This is a genomic window from Methylocaldum gracile (assembly GCF_053646815.1).
On sequence record NZ_CM132196.1, the window covers coordinates 3,140,878 to 3,155,268 of the forward strand.

Consider the following 14,391-nt stretch of genomic DNA (forward strand, 5'->3'; position numbering starts at 1 on the left):
GTTCAGGAACAGAAGACTATCTTTATCCTGCCGGCAAATCTCACGGGTTTGAATCCGGCGCCAGTTTCGAGTTTTTGAACGGGGGATCAAGTCATGAGACCGCTGAATAAAATCATAGCCCTAAGCACAATCGCCTTACTCGCCTTTGCATCGGGCGCGCGCGCCGACCGCGACCATTGGGGCCACGGCCATCATCGCGGCCACCACGATCATGGGTATCGGCACCACGGTCACTACGATCATGGACATCATCACCACGGCCATGATCATCACCGCCCGAGAGTGATTCACCATTACTACGAGCCTGCGCCACGTTATTACCGGCCGCCGCGCGTGGTACATCGCCATATTCACCATTACCAGCCGCCGCGAGTCGTCTATCACGACGATTACCCTTCCTATTACGGCCGTAGCAGCGGTTTGTCCGGAGCCATACCGATCGTCGCGGGTGGCGTCCTCGGCGGCATGGTTGGAGAACAAGTCGGCTACGGCAATCATGGCGCCATCATCGCCGGCTCGGTAGCCGGAGCCGTCTTGGGACACGAGATCGGCCACTGATCCAGGAACATCATTGACCCGTGGCTTGGTAGAGCCCGTTGTCGGTCCGGAAACGACAGTGTTATTCTGCGCCTACCTCAGTGCCGGGCGGCATTTTGCGGCCCGGCTCATACTTCGGAAACGCCCTAGTCGCATCGAGCCGCGTGATAAACAAACGCTTTTTGTCCTTCACCCTGGGCTGTTCGCTGCTGATGGCATTTCCGTCCTATTCACAGCCGCCGTTCGGTCCGGAGGGTTTGATGACGCCGTTCATCGCGCGCCAGCCTCAGTTCGGGCCCGGCATAAGCCTAGACGAGGCTGTTCAGCGCATCCGGCGTGAAACCGGCGGTCGCATACTGGCTGCCGATACCATCAGAAATAACGGCACGATCACTTATCGCATCAAAGTGCTCATGCCGGACGGCCGCGTGCGCGTCTTCCATGTCGACGCCAACCGATGAGACACCAAAGGCGCCAGCCCGGAATGATCGCTGCGGTTGGCTCCCGTGCCGAAACTCCGCTGCCACGAGTGATGTCGGCTAAGTCCCTCAAACAAGCTGTGTTCAAGCGAGTTTCATGCGCCTACTGATCGTCGAAGATGAAGCCGAGCTCCGCTCTCAGCTAAAGTCGCGCTTGCAAGCCCTCGGTTACGCTGTCGACACCGCGGCCGACGGCAAGGAAGCAGTTTTTATGGGAAACGAATATCCGTTCGATCTGGCTATCGTCGATTTAGGGCTGCCGCTGGTGTCCGGCATCGACGTCATCAGACATTGGCGCGCCGACGGCATCAACTTTCCGATTCTGATCCTCACCGCGCGCGACCGCTGGCAAGACAAGGTGGAAGGGCTGGACGCCGGAGCCGACGATTACCTGAGCAAACCCTTCCATTTCGAAGAACTGCTCGCCCGGACCAAGGCGCTGTTGAGGCGGTCCGCCGGCATCGCGCAATCCCTGCTGCGGTGCGGCCCTATCGTGCTCGATACCGGAGCACAGAGCGTACGTGTCGACGGCCAGCCGGTGGAGTTGACCGCGCAGGAATACAAGGTTCTCGAATATCTGATGCTGAATACCGGCAAGGTCATCTCCAAAACGGCCCTGACCGAACACATCTACGACCAGGAATTCGATCTGGACAGCAACGTGATCGAAGTCTTCATCGCCAGGCTGCGTCGGAAACTCGATCCCCAGAACGTCCATCGCCCCATAGAGACGCTCCGCGGACGCGGCTACCGGTTTACCCTGGAACGCACGCCCGGATGACCTATTCCCTTCGGACGAGGGGACTGCTCGTCGCCAGTGTGGTGCTGATCGCCTTTCTCAGCGCAACCGGGCTGGTCCTCGACAAGGCCTTCCGCGACAGCGCAAAGGCGGCCATGCGCGACAGGCTGCAAGGGTTTGTCTATACCCTTCTGGCCGGCTCGGAACTCGATGCCCGAGGCGTCATGAAGGGCCCCGAAAACCTGCATGAGCCTCGCTTCAATCAAACCGGGTCCGGGCTTTACGCCGACATCCGTCGAGGCAACCGCAAGCCGGACTGGCGATCCCCGTCCGCAGCGGGCATTGAAATTCCCGCGACACTCACACCTCAGACCGGCACTGCCACATTCAGCAGCGCCGTATTGGAAGACGGCACGCCGGTTTATGTGCTCAGTTTCAGCGTACTGTGGGAGGAAGAGGGGCGCAGAAGACCGGTTCGCTGCGTGTTTCGCGTGGCCGAAACCCTGGACGGATTCTACGCAGAGGTCAATCAATTCCGGCGCAGTCTCTGGAGCTGGCTCGGAGCCGCGGCGCTAGTGCTGCTGCTGGTGCAAGGCGCTATTCTCCGCTGGGCGTTCTCGCCGCTCCGCCGGGTCGCGGCCGACCTTTCGGCCATCGAAGCGGGCCATGCCGACAAACTCGTTGGCCAGTATCCGGAAGAACTGCGCGGACTGACCGACAACCTCAATGCTCTGTTGGAGAATGCACAGTCCCACCTTGCCCGGTATCGGGATGCGCTGGGCGATCTCGCGCACAGCCTGAAAACCCCGCTCGCCGTGTTGCGCGGCGCCATCGAAAAACAGAATTCGGACGCCGACAGCGAAATCGGCGCGGTAGCCCAGGAACAGATCGACCGCATGACTCGAATTATCGAGTACCAACTGAAGCGAGCCGCCGCCTCCGGGCGAACCCACCTGACTCCGCCGGTCAGTGTCGCGGAAAAGTCCCGCCAAGTCGCGGCCGCACTGGCCAAGGTCTATGCCGAAAAACAGGTCGACTGCCGAATCATGGTCGAGGACGACGTCGTCTTTCACGGCGACGAGGGCGATTTGCTCGAGATCCTTGGGAACCTACTCGACAATGCCTTCAAGTGGTGTCGAAGCCGAGTCGAACTGAGCGCCCGGACGGTTTTGGAACCGCTGGGAACAAGCTCGCATCTCGAACTGCGGGTGGACGACGATGGCCCCGGAATTGCCGAAGATGTGGCCGAGCGCGTTACCCGCCGCGGTGAGCGCACCGATTCGTCTGTGCCCGGGCACGGCCTCGGCCTCGCCATCGTGGATTCCATCGTGCGGACCTATCTCGGCCAGCTCGTGATCGAGCGAAGCCCGCTCGGGGGGGCAGCAATCGTGATTCGGAATGTCGGCTAACATGGTCCGCATCGAATAGTTCGATAAATTGTCTCGAATTCGATCTAATGAAAGGGTTATCCCGGCGCTCCCGAACCGATCGTTTGCGATTGAAAGGATCGCGACTAAAGCGACCGTTTGCGATTGGGATGCGAATTCGCCTTTTACTGACTACTTTTTACCGTATTTTCATCCGGAGAAAACCATGGCCGAAGCCACTTCGAACGACACTCTGACCTTGACTCCGCCCCAGCCGGTCCCCGAAATCGACGAGGAACAGGCGACCAGCATGGTTAAACTGGATCAGGAAACCATTTCCAAATTGGACGAGAAAATTACGGAATTCCTGCACACCGTCCTAGCCGCCGATGTGAACGACGCCGAATTCCGGGAACGGCTATCCGGCGTACACAACATGGGCAATCGCGAGATCAGGGCCGCGGCAACGGTTTCGAACCGGCTTCTGGAACGCCCGGTACGGGCCATGAAATCCGGAGTGTATGACGAGTCTTCGAGCATCTCGAAATCGCTTCAGGAACTGCGCGCGACCGTGGAGCAGCTCGACCCTTCGCGTCAGGGCGACCTCCTGGCCCCGCGGAAACTCCTCGGAATCATTCCGCTCGGCAACAAGCTCAAAAATTACTTCGAAAGCTATCAATCCGCGCAAACGCATCTGAACGCCATCATCCAGGCGCTCTACAATGGCCAGGACGAGCTCCGCAAAGACAATGCCGCTTTGGAGCAGGAAAAAATTCATGCCTGGGAAGTCATGCAAAGGCTCGAGCAATACATCTATGTGGGGAAAAAACTTGACGAGGCCATTGAACGCCGCCTACCGGAAATCGAGGCGCAAGATCCCGAGAAAGCGCGCGTCGTCCGCGAGGAGATGCTTTTTTATACGCGCCAGAAAGTCCAGGATCTGCTGACCCAGATGGCGGTGACGATCCAGGGTTATTTATCGATGGACATGATTCGCAAGAACAACCTGGAGCTGATCAAAGGCGTCGACCGAGCCACGTCGACGACCATATCGGCACTGCGAACCGCGGTCATCGTGGCGCAAGCGCTGACCGATCAAAAGCTGGTGCTGGATCAGATTTCAGCCTTGAACACCACCACCGGCAATCTCATCGCCTCCACGTCGCGCCTCCTGAAACAGCAAGCGGCCCGTACTCACGAACAAGCCGCCAGTTCGGCGGTATCCCTGGATCAGCTGAAACAGGCGTTCGAGAATATCTACGAGACCATGGATGCGATAGCGACATACAAGACTCAGGCGCTCGGCAATATGAAGGAGACCGTCAAGCTTCTAACGCACGAAGTCGATAAAGCCAAGACCTATCTCGACCGGGTTCGGAGCGAACAGCAAGCCGAGGTCATCAAAGAATTCGAATTGGACGAATCGGACGAGATTCGGCTCTAAAGCGAGCCCGACAGCGGAAGAGCATCTCGCTTTTACAACCAGATTCTGCTCCGGCAGAACACGGCGAATCCAGAACGAGGTGGGTAAGCAAGAGACTTGGACTCCAAAGCCTGTTAGGAACTCCGTTAGCCAATTGCATTATCGAGGCTAGGGAACCCTGTTGAGTCAACCGATATCTTGGCCTAGATGATTGATTCTTCGAAGTATCCGTGAAAGCTCGTAACAGGTTCGTTGGCCGGCGCCAGTTCCGCTGAGGTGGCATGATGCCCCTAAACACAATACGAAGAACTGCGCCAGATGCATCACGACGCCGGCCGCTCGTCGGTCGCAATGTCGTAAGCTTCGCGTTATCGACAATTCCGACCGACTAGCCAACGAGGCGGCATCGGATGGTCATGCGAGGGGGAATGGCGCGGAGCAATAAAGCATCATCCCCGACAGACCGTTTCACCTTCTGCTCGTTCGTATTCGAACTGTCAATCCCTTTCCATTCGGCTCGGCTGCGTCGGAATAGTTTGAGTGCTCGGTGTCTCCTGTTTCTGGCACTCGCTTTCACACCCGTTCGCGTCCCGCCGGTGGGCTTCTAACGGCTCATTCCATCCCTTTCGGACCGGATAAACGCGCCGACGCCCAATGACTTTGATACACCCGTTCTGCATATAAGTTCTTCCTGTTGTCTTTTCCTAACACGAGGCTATCGTTTCTATTTGACAAACTAATGACGCAACGGGTTCTTTGGTGTCCTGCAAGATCCGGTAGCGCGCCATTCGACCTCGGAAGATTCCCAAACTGTAGAAAAAATCGGTCACATGCGCGCTAGAATCACCTTCAAGGGGCAAAACACCTACAAACTGCCACTCTTAAGCTAGAATACGGAATCTCCTTAGCCGCCCTGGCTCATCGAACGTCGATGACTTCACTTATCCACTTATCTTCTGCGATGACTCAAATAGGAGACCTACCCTATGAACAAACATGTCGGACACGACCATCTTTCCGGTAACCGTTTCCAGATCGTCGGCTTGGATCCGGCGGCAAACACGGTAGCGATACAATACGATCCCAACGCTTGGATGCCGAATGCCGAACCCAATCAACAGATGACATGGACCGAATTCGTCAGTCATCTGATCAACGGCCATTTTGAAATCTATCGCGGGACTTGATCCCTTTGTTTTTCTTGCCTGCACGCGCGGCGACTGCCGTATCGGGAAACTCCGAAAATACGCCATCGACGCCTAAGCTATAAAACTGGTGGTACTCCTTCAGCGGATCACCGCCATAGTCGCTTGCCAGATAGCGAGATTCGTCGCGAAACGTCCAGGCGTGAACGAACAGGCCGACACTGTGCGCATCCCGAACGACAGCGGTCGGGTACCCCAATTTCTCACCGTAATCATTCCTCGACGCGCCGACTTCGCCGGGATCGGCAAGACCGATCAAATAACGTTTCCATGGTCCGATTCCGTCAGCATAGGTTTTGATTTCCATTAGCCCCTCCGGAGTCAAAAGGTCCGCATAGGTACGGGGATCGCCGCCTGCGGTGAAATCGTACGGCTTGCCGGGTATCGGGCCGCCACCCGGCGCAACACCATCCCCATCGATGAGCTGCACGAGCCGGACCTCCGTCATCTTCCTCAAGGCTTTCAAATTGTCCGTCTCGAAGGACTGGATCACTACAGGAGCCGTTCTTCCGTTCAGTCCGTATCGCTCCAGCATCTCGACCAGTTTCTCCTCCAGCGGCAGGCCGACCGATCGATGGTGAGTGGGGTGCTTGGTTTCCGGATAAATGCCGATGACCCGTCCGCTCCGTTCACTTGCTCGTTTTGCCAATTCAATCACTTCCTGGAAGGTCGGGATTTCGAATCGGTCGTTGAACTGCTGCGGGCGGAACGGAAGACGTTGCCTCGCGCGCAATGTCTTAATTTCGGCAAGCGTGAAATCGTCGGCAAACCAGCCCTCCGCATGTATCCCGTCGATGGTCTTGAATGTGCGGCGGGCGGCGAACTCGGGATGCTCGGCAACATCGGTGGTTTCGCTGATGTTTAGCTCGTGACGCACGATCAACATCCCATCCTTGGTGGACACCAGATCGGGCTCGATAAAGTCCGCGCCTTGCTCGATCGCGAGCTCATACGCGGCAAGCGTATGTTCCGGCAAATAGCCGCTAGCGCCACGGTGGGCGATGACGACGGGCGGTGCTCCGCTTAAGGTCGGAAAGCTTGAGTGAGGCGTACAACCGGTCATGATCAGAATGCAGCAGACGCTAAATCCAAACCCATTGGTTCGGAGATTCTGCCTATTCCATGCACACTTGAAAACGGGATTTTTCGAACGCGATATCGCCGATTTCGACAGCCAACAAACATACATCGTCTTCGAACTCCCCATGGAGAGACGGGCCACGAACACCGTTGAGCAGTTCCTGAACCAGTACCTCGCCCGATTGGCTCATGGTCGCTGCTGCTAACTCCAGCAAACGCTCCTGGCCGAGGATGTCGTCGTCCTCCCCCCGGATTTCGAACAGTCCGTCGGTGAAGAGCAGCACGGCATCCCGCGCCTTCAATTCGGCGCTACCGGTACGATAAGTCACGTCGGGTCTCACGCCGAGTACGCCGCCATTGCTCGATTGCGCGCAATCCAGGTGCACTGCGCGTCCGGATCCCCGACGTAGGTGGATGGGGCAAGGATGTCCGGCATTGGCGTATCGGAGCTGGCCGCCTCCGATATCGATCACCAACGAAAAAGCCGAGACAAACGTCCACAGATTGCTGCACTTCAAAATCTCGCAAAGACTTCGGTTCAGCGACGTCAGTAACCTGCCCGGATCGCTGGCCGCCTCGCGATGATTCTGTATCAACGCCCCCATCATCGCCATCACCAAGGCTGCCTGCACACCGTGCCCCATAACATCAGCGATCAGAATGGCGATAGCATCGTCGGCGATCGGAAAAACCTCGAAAAAATCGCCGCTTACCAGACCGAGGGGGGCATAGTGGCTGAAAATGCGTACAACACTTGAGTCCGGCGCGACCTCGGGAGGAATGGTCGGCACCGTCCGCGGCAACATGGCCAGCTGTACCTCGCGGGCCATGCGCAAGTCTTCCGTCAACTGCTGATTGCGTCGGCTGATTTCGGCCTGCTTTTGCTCCAATTGCACGATGCTTTGCATCAACAGCCGGGTCTGGAGGCGGACCAAGGTTTGCACCGAAATAAGCCCCAGGAACGTGCATCTATCGTCGACCAACAGCACGTCCTGATTGAAGCTTTCGCCGGTCCGCGAAAACACGCGCTGAAGCACGTCCGCCCAAAGCTGGTTGATGTTGATCAACAAAGGCTGTGCGACCAGATGATCGCGGACCGGCGCCGTTCCGAACAGCGAGAACCCGTATTGAGAGCCGAGACACATGCCGATTTCGTGGCGCGCGCACAGGCCGATCACGCGTTTCCTGTCGAGGACGGCCATGAAGCTGACGTCAGCCTGCCGGAACTTCTCCTGGACGCGAGCCAGAGGCTCGTTCTGCTGAACGCAGGTTCTGTGATCCACCAAGTTTTCCCAGTCGACGCTCGCCATCTCGGAAATCGATTCGGTGAGGCCAATCGGGTTCTGTCCTGTTTCTAAATCGTTCATTGCTAGGATTTCCGCACTTTGGCGTTCCAACTCGTTACCCGCTATCTTACCGGAATCGGGATGTGCCATTGTGCTGAATGCGCCGGCTTAGTCCGTACGGCTTTTCCGACCGCGGCGTTTCGGATTTCGAAACTTTCCCGCCCTTTTTCGTTCGAAGTGTCAACTTCTCGTTTAGAATCTAGACCCATGCCGAACACTGGCTATCCGGATACAGCAAATCCGTTCCAATCGCTCCGAAAAATGAGTTCCAGACCCAAACTCCAACGCAACCGTCAGCGGCGCAGGCTGGGCGGCGTATGCGCAGGGATCGCGGATTATTTAGGCGTAGACGTCACGCTGGTGCGTTTTCTCTTCGCCCTATCCGTGTTCTTTTCGTTCAGCCTGACGATGTGGATTTATCTGGCGCTTTGGGCTCTGTTGCCGGCCGGAACCGAGGCGCCGATGCCGGACGTGTCCTGGCGTCTGTCCCGGGAACTCAGACGGGTCGAGAAACTGGTCCGCAAGGCCCATCGCCGGTTGCCGGCGCCAATCGCCGACGAGGTTCAGGAAACCTTCGACGTAATCAAGATCATCGCGCCCTATTTCGAACATACCGGTCTTGCGCCGAGAACGATCGATTCGCTAAGGGAGCAGGCGTTGCTGCGTTTTCCGGCCATCCTGAAACAAATGCTGCCCTTCCCCGTAAACCTGCCTCCTTTCAAACGCGCACACATGGAACTGGCGGAACTGAAGGATGAGCTTCAACGCGCCTCGAACGAATTGATCGATCAGGAGATACACCTCACCGTGGGCGATGCCGACATGATTTCGCCGCACGTAAGGTTATGGAAGGAACGGCTCGCACCTCTCAGAGAAATACTGCGCGAACGTGCGAGTGAAAGCACCTTGCGCACGCTGCAACAAATCGAAGAAAAACTGGCGTTTCTCATGGATAGGACCGATAGCGGCGGCGATGTGTTCGATTTGACGCCTTTCGAGGTGCGCAAGATCGCTTTCGATTATCTGCCGGATACCGTCAACCAATATCTGCAACTTCCGCCGGCCTTGGCGCGCTCGCAACAGTTGAGCAGCGGCAAGACCGCCGAGGAATCGCTCAACGACCAACTGAACTTGCTTGATCGCGCCCTGCACGATCTTGCGAAAAGCCTGTTTGAAAAGGACGCCCAAGGGTTGCTGGTGCACGGACGATTCCTCAAGGAAAAATTCGCCGAGCAATCCTTCCGGCTGCCGGATTGAATGCAGCAGCGGCCAAAACGCTCCGGAACCAAAGGTGTGTATGGCCCACGCCGGCCCCGCCAGTACCGAATTACTGCTGCCATGCCGCCAGCTCGAGGTGATCCATCGTCGAATAATTTTTTGTATGACAAAGCGAGTTTGTCCCCGTGGCCGTTGCGTTACAATATGCCATTCATCTAACCACCAGCCTGTAGGTTCGCTTTTATGTTTAGCAAGGGTATGGAAATCGCGGGATTCGACGACGAACTGTGGTCTGCCATTGAAAAAGAAGAAAGAAGACAAGAAGACCATATCGAGCTGATTGCTTCCGAAAACTACGCCAGTCCCCGTGTGTTGCAAGCACAAGGCACCGTGCTCACCAATAAGTATGCCGAGGGTTATCCCGGCAAACGGTACTACGGCGGCTGCGAGTATGTGGATATCGTCGAGAGTCTGGCTATCGAACGCGCAAAGGAACTGTTCGGTGCCGATTTCGCCAACGTCCAGCCTCACTCCGGCTCGCAGGCCAATGCGGCGGTCTATATGGCCCTGCTCGAACCCGGCGACACCATACTCGGCATGAGCTTGGCCCACGGCGGCCACCTGACCCACGGCGCCAAGGTCAATTTCTCCGGCAAGATTTACAACGCCATCCAGTACGGTCTCAATCCGGCGACCGGCCATATCGATTATGAACAGGTCGAAACCCTGGCCAAGGAGCACCGGCCGAAGATGATCGTTGCCGGTTTCTCGGCCTACTCGCGCGTTGTCGACTGGCAGCGCTTCCGCGACATCGCCGATTCGGTCGGCGCCTTTCTGGTCGTGGACATGGCGCATGTCGCGGGACTGGTCGCGGCCGGTGTCTACCCGAGCCCGGTACAAATCGCCGACGTCACCACGACAACCACCCACAAGACCCTGCGCGGCCCGCGCGGCGGCTTGATTCTGGCGAAATCCAATCCGGATATCGAAAAGAAACTGAACTCACTGGTTTTCCCCGGCATTCAAGGCGGACCTTTGATGCATGTGATCGCGGCGAAAGCCGTCGCCTTGAAGGAAGCCGCACAGCCGGAATTCAAGCAATACCAGGCGAACGTCGTCGAAAATGCGCGCGCCATGGCGCAACGCTTCATCGACCGCGGGTACAAAATCGTCTCCGGCGGCACCGACAACCATTTGTTCCTTGTGGACCTAATCGAGAAGGGACTTACCGGCAAACTGGCGGACGAAACATTGGGACGAGCCAACATTACCGTAAACAAGAATGCCGTTCCGAACGATCCCCAGTCGCCGTTCGTCACCAGCGGCATTCGCGTCGGCACTCCGGCTGTCACCACCCGCGGTTTCACCAAGCTCGATTGCGAAACGCTGGCCGGATGGATGTGCGACGTACTCGACGAGCCGCAGAACGAATCGGTCATCGAGCGAGTAAAAGAGGACGTGCTCCAGCTTTGCCGCAGATATCCCGTCTACGCGGATTGAGCGTTTTTTCTCGGAGCGACGCGGATTTCTTACCGGGCTGCGCCGTTCCGCTTTCAAAAAAACAATAATGCGCTGTCCATTTTGCGGTGCTCAAGACACCCGAGTAATCGACTCTCGCTTGTCACAGGAAGGCGATCAGGTACGTCGGCGCCGCGAATGCACCGAATGCAGGGAACGCTTCACGACCTACGAAACTGCGGAGCTGAATATGCCTCGGGTGATCAAGGCCAACGGCAGCCGTGAACCGTTCCGCGAAGAAAAACTTCGCGCCGGCATTCTTCGCTCCCTCGAAAAGCGACCGGTGGGGAGCGACCGGATTGAGGCGGCCATCAATCGCATCAAAAAGAAGCTATTGGCCCGCGGCGAGCGCGAAGTCTCATCGCGATTGATCGGCGAAAGCGTGATGCAAGAACTCAGCGGGCTTGACCATGTCGCTTATGTTCGGTTTGCCTCGGTGTACCGCAGCTTCGAGGACGTGAACGAGTTTCGCGAGGTCATCGATCGTCTCGAGAAACAGCCGAATCCGGATGAAAAGAAGGATCAGCCGGACTTGTTCGGCGACGATTCGGAGCCATAGCCCGATGGAGCTATCTACGGTTTTTGCCCGCGAAGATGCGGAATTCATGTCTCGTGCGCTGCATCTAGCCGAGCGGGGTTTATACACGACCGATCCCAATCCGCGCGTCGGTTGCGTCATCGTCAAAGACGGCCAAATCGTCGGCGAGGGCTGGCATCGACAAGCGGGAGGACCTCACGCCGAAGTCGAGGCGCTCCGGCAAAGCGGCGCGCGGGCGCACGGCGCGACTGCCTACGTCAGCCTGGAGCCGTGCTGCCATCACGGCAAAACGCCGCCTTGTACGGACGCTCTGATTTCGGCCGGGATCGCCCGCGTGGTCGCGGCCATGAAAGATCCGAATCCACGGGTTGCGGGCGAGGGTCTGAAAACACTCAGAGACGCCGGCGTGGACGTCGCCTGCGGGCTTTTGGAAAACGCGGCTACGGCACTGAATCCCGGTTTCTGCAAACGCATGAAAACCGGCCGGCCTTATATCCGCAGCAAACTGGCCATGAGCCTGGACGGTCGCACCGCCCTGCCCTCCGGCGAAAGCAAATGGATTACCGGCGAGGACGCTCGCCGCGACGCCCATCGTTTGCGGGCCAGAAGCTCCGCCATCGTGACCGGAATCGGCACGGCGCTGCAGGACGACCCGGAACTGACGGCACGCTTGCCGGAAGCGGCGGGAGAGATTTTGCAGCCGGTCCGTGTCGTCCTCGACTCCCGGCTGCGCATGCCCGCGAGCATGCGTCTCGCCGGCGGGGGGAACCGCGCGGTGGTCTTGACGACCGTGTCGGACGAGGAACGAACTCAGACCTTATCGGACAGCTTCGACATCGAAACCCTGCCCGCAACGCTTGACGGGCGACTGGACTTGACGGCGGTCGTCGACTGGCTCGGACACCATCAATTCAACGAAGTTCTGGTGGAGGCCGGCCCGACTCTGAACGGCGCCTTGCTCCGGGAAAACCTGGTCGACGAATGGGTGATATATCTCGCGCCGGTGGTTTTGGGCGATAAGGCGCGCGGACTATTCCACTTGCCGGATTTGACGCGGATGGCCGAGCGGTTCGAGATGACGATTAGCGACGTGCGGCAGGTCGGGCGCGACCTCAGGCTGACCTTGTTCAGGCAGTAACGTTTTTTTTGAATCACCAACGAGCTCTTTATGTTCACCGGCATTATCCAAGCAATCGGAACAATAACCCGCATCGAGCCTAAAGGCGGCGATTGCCGCTTGACGGTCGCTACGGGCAAACTGCCTTTCGCCGATGTCCAATTGGGCGACAGCATCGCGGTCAACGGCGTGTGCTTGACGGCAATCGAACTCGGAGACCGGTTTTTCGCCGCCGATGTCTCGCGTGAAACCCTGTCGCGCACCACGCTCGGCGACGCCAAAACCGGAACCCATGTCAATCTGGAACTCGCCCTGCTCCCTACCACCCGCCTCGGGGGGCATCTCGTCAGCGGCCATGTGGATGGCGTGGGCACGGTGGTCGACAAGCGCAGCGAAGCCCGCTCGGTGCGGTTTACCATCGAAACGCCGGCCGGTTTGGCGAAATACATTGCCGAGAAAGGCTCGATCTGCGTCGACGGGATCAGCCTGACGGTCAACGAAGTGAACGGCAATCGATTCGGTATCAACATCGTTCCCCATACCTTGGCCGAGACCACTTTGAGCGAAACTGGCGTGGGGCAGCGGGTGAACCTCGAAGTGGACATCCTGGCCCGTTATCTGGAGCGGCTTCTGCTCGGAGATCGCGCCGCCGAAAGCGGGCCGGCCATTACCGAAGAACTTCTCAAGAATACCGGCTTTATCTCCTGAACATGAACAGCATCGAAGAAATCATCGAGGACATCCGCCTCGGCAAAATGGTCGTCATCATGGATGACGAGGATCGCGAAAACGAGGGTGATCTGGTCATGGCAGCCGTGCACACACGCCCCCAGGACATCAATTTCATGGCGCGTTACGGCCGCGGACTGATCTGTCTGACGCTGACCCGCGAACGCTGCCAGCAGCTGCGCTTGCCCTTGATGGTGAACGAGAACAAGACGCCGCATTCCACGAATTTCACCGTATCCATCGAAGCCGCAAGCGGCGTCACCACCGGGATTTCGGCCGCGGACCGCGCCCGCACCATTCTTTGTGCTGTAGCGCCGGACGCCAAGCCGGACGATTTGGTGCAGCCGGGTCATGTTTTTCCGCTGATGGCGCAACCGGGAGGGGTGCTCAATCGCGCCGGACACACCGAGGCCGGCTGCGACTTCGCTCGGCTGGCAGGGCTCGAGCCCGCCGCGGTGATCGTGGAGATCCTCAACGAAGACGGCTCCATGGCCCGTGGCCCCGATTTGGAGAAATTCGCGCAAGAGCACGGACTCAAGATCGGAACCATCGCCGATTTGATTCATTACCGGATTCAGAACGAAAAGACCGTGGAACGGATCTGCTCCTGCGATTTTCCGACGGAATTCGGTCAATTCCGTTTGCACGCCTATCAGGATCAAGTCGACAAGCGCCTGCATCTGGCGCTGACCATGGGAAAAGTTGCTGGCGACGAGCCGATACTGGTCCGGGTGCACGGACGCAATCTCCTTAGCGATCTTTTCGGTGCCAGACGGAACGACAGCGGACTGCCCCTGCGCAATGCCATGAAACGTATTGCCGACGAAGGGCGCGGAGTGTTGGTGGTCATCCGCAAGGAGGAGGACGACAAGTTTCTGGTCGAACGCATACACCAGTATCAGATGGAAGATAACGGCATCGAAATGGCTGTCGACGAGCCGAAGACCGACGATTGGCGCACCACCGGAACGGGTGCGCAAATCCTGGCCGATTTGGGTGTGCACAAGCTCCGCGTATTGGGCGCGCCGAAAAAATACCTTGGCTTATCCGGCTATGGGCTGGAAGTCGTCGAATACGTTTCCTGAGAATAGAGAG

Annotated in this window: 14 protein-coding genes; 12 read left to right on the forward strand and 2 right to left on the reverse strand. The window is 57.9% G+C overall.

Translation table 11 applies throughout. The features are described 5' to 3' along the window. Positions 1-93 precede the first annotated feature (93 nt). From ACWJJK_RS13755 to ACWJJK_RS13780, 6 genes are all read left to right on the forward strand, one after another. Positions 94-558: a hypothetical protein gene (locus ACWJJK_RS13755; protein ID WP_086135050.1), complete on the forward strand. Its 465-nt coding sequence runs from the start codon at positions 94-96 to the stop codon at positions 556-558. Positions 559-701: 143 nt separating this feature from the next. Then, positions 702-998 (forward strand): PepSY domain-containing protein, encoded by a 297-nt coding sequence (locus tag ACWJJK_RS13760; RefSeq protein ID WP_133718289.1) that lies wholly within the window; start codon positions 702-704, stop codon positions 996-998. 115 nt (positions 999-1,113) lie between these two features. Next, positions 1,114-1,797, forward strand: coding sequence for a response regulator transcription factor (locus tag ACWJJK_RS13765; protein WP_086135049.1), 684 nt, complete (start codon positions 1,114-1,116; stop codon positions 1,795-1,797). Next, positions 1,794-3,164 (forward strand): ATP-binding protein, encoded by a 1,371-nt coding sequence (locus ACWJJK_RS13770; protein ID WP_086135048.1) that lies wholly within the window; start codon positions 1,794-1,796, stop codon positions 3,162-3,164. The genes ACWJJK_RS13765 and ACWJJK_RS13770 overlap by 4 nt, the downstream gene beginning before the upstream one ends. Before the next feature lie 184 nt (positions 3,165-3,348). Continuing rightward, positions 3,349-4,566 carry a toxic anion resistance protein gene (locus ACWJJK_RS13775; protein ID WP_086135047.1) on the forward strand — a complete coding sequence of 406 codons (1,218 nt, stop codon included), beginning with the start codon at positions 3,349-3,351 and terminating at the stop codon, positions 4,564-4,566. A gap of 965 nt (positions 4,567-5,531) precedes the next feature. Beyond that, positions 5,532-5,732, forward strand: coding sequence for a hypothetical protein (locus ACWJJK_RS13780; RefSeq protein WP_077729838.1), 201 nt, complete (start codon positions 5,532-5,534; stop codon positions 5,730-5,732). On the opposite strand, the gene ACWJJK_RS13785 is transcribed toward ACWJJK_RS13780, so the two are convergent. After that, positions 5,698-6,813: a glycerophosphodiester phosphodiesterase gene (locus ACWJJK_RS13785; protein WP_156879423.1), complete on the reverse strand. Its 1,116-nt coding sequence runs from the start codon at positions 6,811-6,813 to the stop codon at positions 5,698-5,700. The genes ACWJJK_RS13780 and ACWJJK_RS13785 overlap by 35 nt on opposite strands. Positions 6,814-6,865: 52 nt before the next feature. Continuing rightward, positions 6,866-8,197 carry a SpoIIE family protein phosphatase gene (locus ACWJJK_RS13790; protein ID WP_454128180.1) on the reverse strand — a complete coding sequence of 444 codons (1,332 nt, stop codon included), beginning with the start codon at positions 8,195-8,197 and terminating at the stop codon, positions 6,866-6,868. Positions 8,198-8,437: 240 nt separating this feature from the next. Between ACWJJK_RS13790 and ACWJJK_RS13795 the strand changes: the two genes are divergently transcribed. The 6 genes from ACWJJK_RS13795 to ribBA all read left to right on the forward strand — a co-directional run bounded on the left by ACWJJK_RS13795 (position 8,438) and on the right by ribBA (position 14,381). Continuing rightward, the gene (locus tag ACWJJK_RS13795) at positions 8,438-9,433 is read left to right on the forward strand and encodes a PspC domain-containing protein (RefSeq protein WP_434112306.1); all 996 of its coding nucleotides are present in this window, start codon (positions 8,438-8,440) and stop codon (positions 9,431-9,433) included. 204 nt (positions 9,434-9,637) lie between these two features. Next, the gene (gene glyA, locus ACWJJK_RS13800; protein ID WP_077729841.1) at positions 9,638-10,894 is read left to right on the forward strand and encodes a serine hydroxymethyltransferase; all 1,257 of its coding nucleotides are present in this window, start codon (positions 9,638-9,640) and stop codon (positions 10,892-10,894) included. 67 nt (positions 10,895-10,961) lie between these two features. Continuing rightward, positions 10,962-11,471: a transcriptional regulator NrdR gene (gene nrdR, locus ACWJJK_RS13805; RefSeq protein WP_077729842.1), complete on the forward strand. Its 510-nt coding sequence runs from the start codon at positions 10,962-10,964 to the stop codon at positions 11,469-11,471. 4 nt (positions 11,472-11,475) lie between these two features. Continuing rightward, complete coding sequence (ribD, locus tag ACWJJK_RS13810) at positions 11,476-12,588, forward strand: bifunctional diaminohydroxyphosphoribosylaminopyrimidine deaminase/5-amino-6-(5-phosphoribosylamino)uracil reductase RibD (RefSeq protein WP_454128181.1); 1,113 nt, start codon at positions 11,476-11,478, stop codon at positions 12,586-12,588. 30 nt (positions 12,589-12,618) lie between these two features. Continuing rightward, positions 12,619-13,275, forward strand: coding sequence for a riboflavin synthase (locus tag ACWJJK_RS13815; protein ID WP_454128182.1), 657 nt, complete (start codon positions 12,619-12,621; stop codon positions 13,273-13,275). A 2-nt stretch (positions 13,276-13,277) separates the two neighbouring features. After that, positions 13,278-14,381: a bifunctional 3,4-dihydroxy-2-butanone-4-phosphate synthase/GTP cyclohydrolase II gene (ribBA, locus tag ACWJJK_RS13820; RefSeq protein WP_205780727.1), complete on the forward strand. Its 1,104-nt coding sequence runs from the start codon at positions 13,278-13,280 to the stop codon at positions 14,379-14,381. The last annotated feature ends 10 nt before the right edge of the window (positions 14,382-14,391 follow it).

Coding starts and splice junctions, on each gene's coding strand:
- ribD (WP_454128181.1), top strand. CDS start 11,476: ATGGAGCTATCTACGGTTTTTGCCCGCGAAGATGCGGAATTCATGTCT.
- glyA (WP_077729841.1), top strand. CDS start 9,638: ATGTTTAGCAAGGGTATGGAAATCGCGGGATTCGACGACGAACTGTGG.
- ACWJJK_RS13785 (WP_156879423.1), bottom strand. CDS start 6,813: ATGACCGGTTGTACGCCTCACTCAAGCTTTCCGACCTTAAGCGGAGCA.
- ACWJJK_RS13770 (WP_086135048.1), top strand. CDS start 1,794: ATGACCTATTCCCTTCGGACGAGGGGACTGCTCGTCGCCAGTGTGGTG.
- ACWJJK_RS13815 (WP_454128182.1), top strand. CDS start 12,619: ATGTTCACCGGCATTATCCAAGCAATCGGAACAATAACCCGCATCGAG.
- ACWJJK_RS13775 (WP_086135047.1), top strand. CDS start 3,349: ATGGCCGAAGCCACTTCGAACGACACTCTGACCTTGACTCCGCCCCAG.
- ACWJJK_RS13790 (WP_454128180.1), bottom strand. CDS start 8,197: ATGAACGATTTAGAAACAGGACAGAACCCGATTGGCCTCACCGAATCG.
- ACWJJK_RS13780 (WP_077729838.1), top strand. CDS start 5,532: ATGAACAAACATGTCGGACACGACCATCTTTCCGGTAACCGTTTCCAG.
- ribBA (WP_205780727.1), top strand. CDS start 13,278: ATGAACAGCATCGAAGAAATCATCGAGGACATCCGCCTCGGCAAAATG.
- ACWJJK_RS13755 (WP_086135050.1), top strand. CDS start 94: ATGAGACCGCTGAATAAAATCATAGCCCTAAGCACAATCGCCTTACTC.
- ACWJJK_RS13765 (WP_086135049.1), top strand. CDS start 1,114: ATGCGCCTACTGATCGTCGAAGATGAAGCCGAGCTCCGCTCTCAGCTA.
- ACWJJK_RS13795 (WP_434112306.1), top strand. CDS start 8,438: ATGAGTTCCAGACCCAAACTCCAACGCAACCGTCAGCGGCGCAGGCTG.
- nrdR (WP_077729842.1), top strand. CDS start 10,962: ATGCGCTGTCCATTTTGCGGTGCTCAAGACACCCGAGTAATCGACTCT.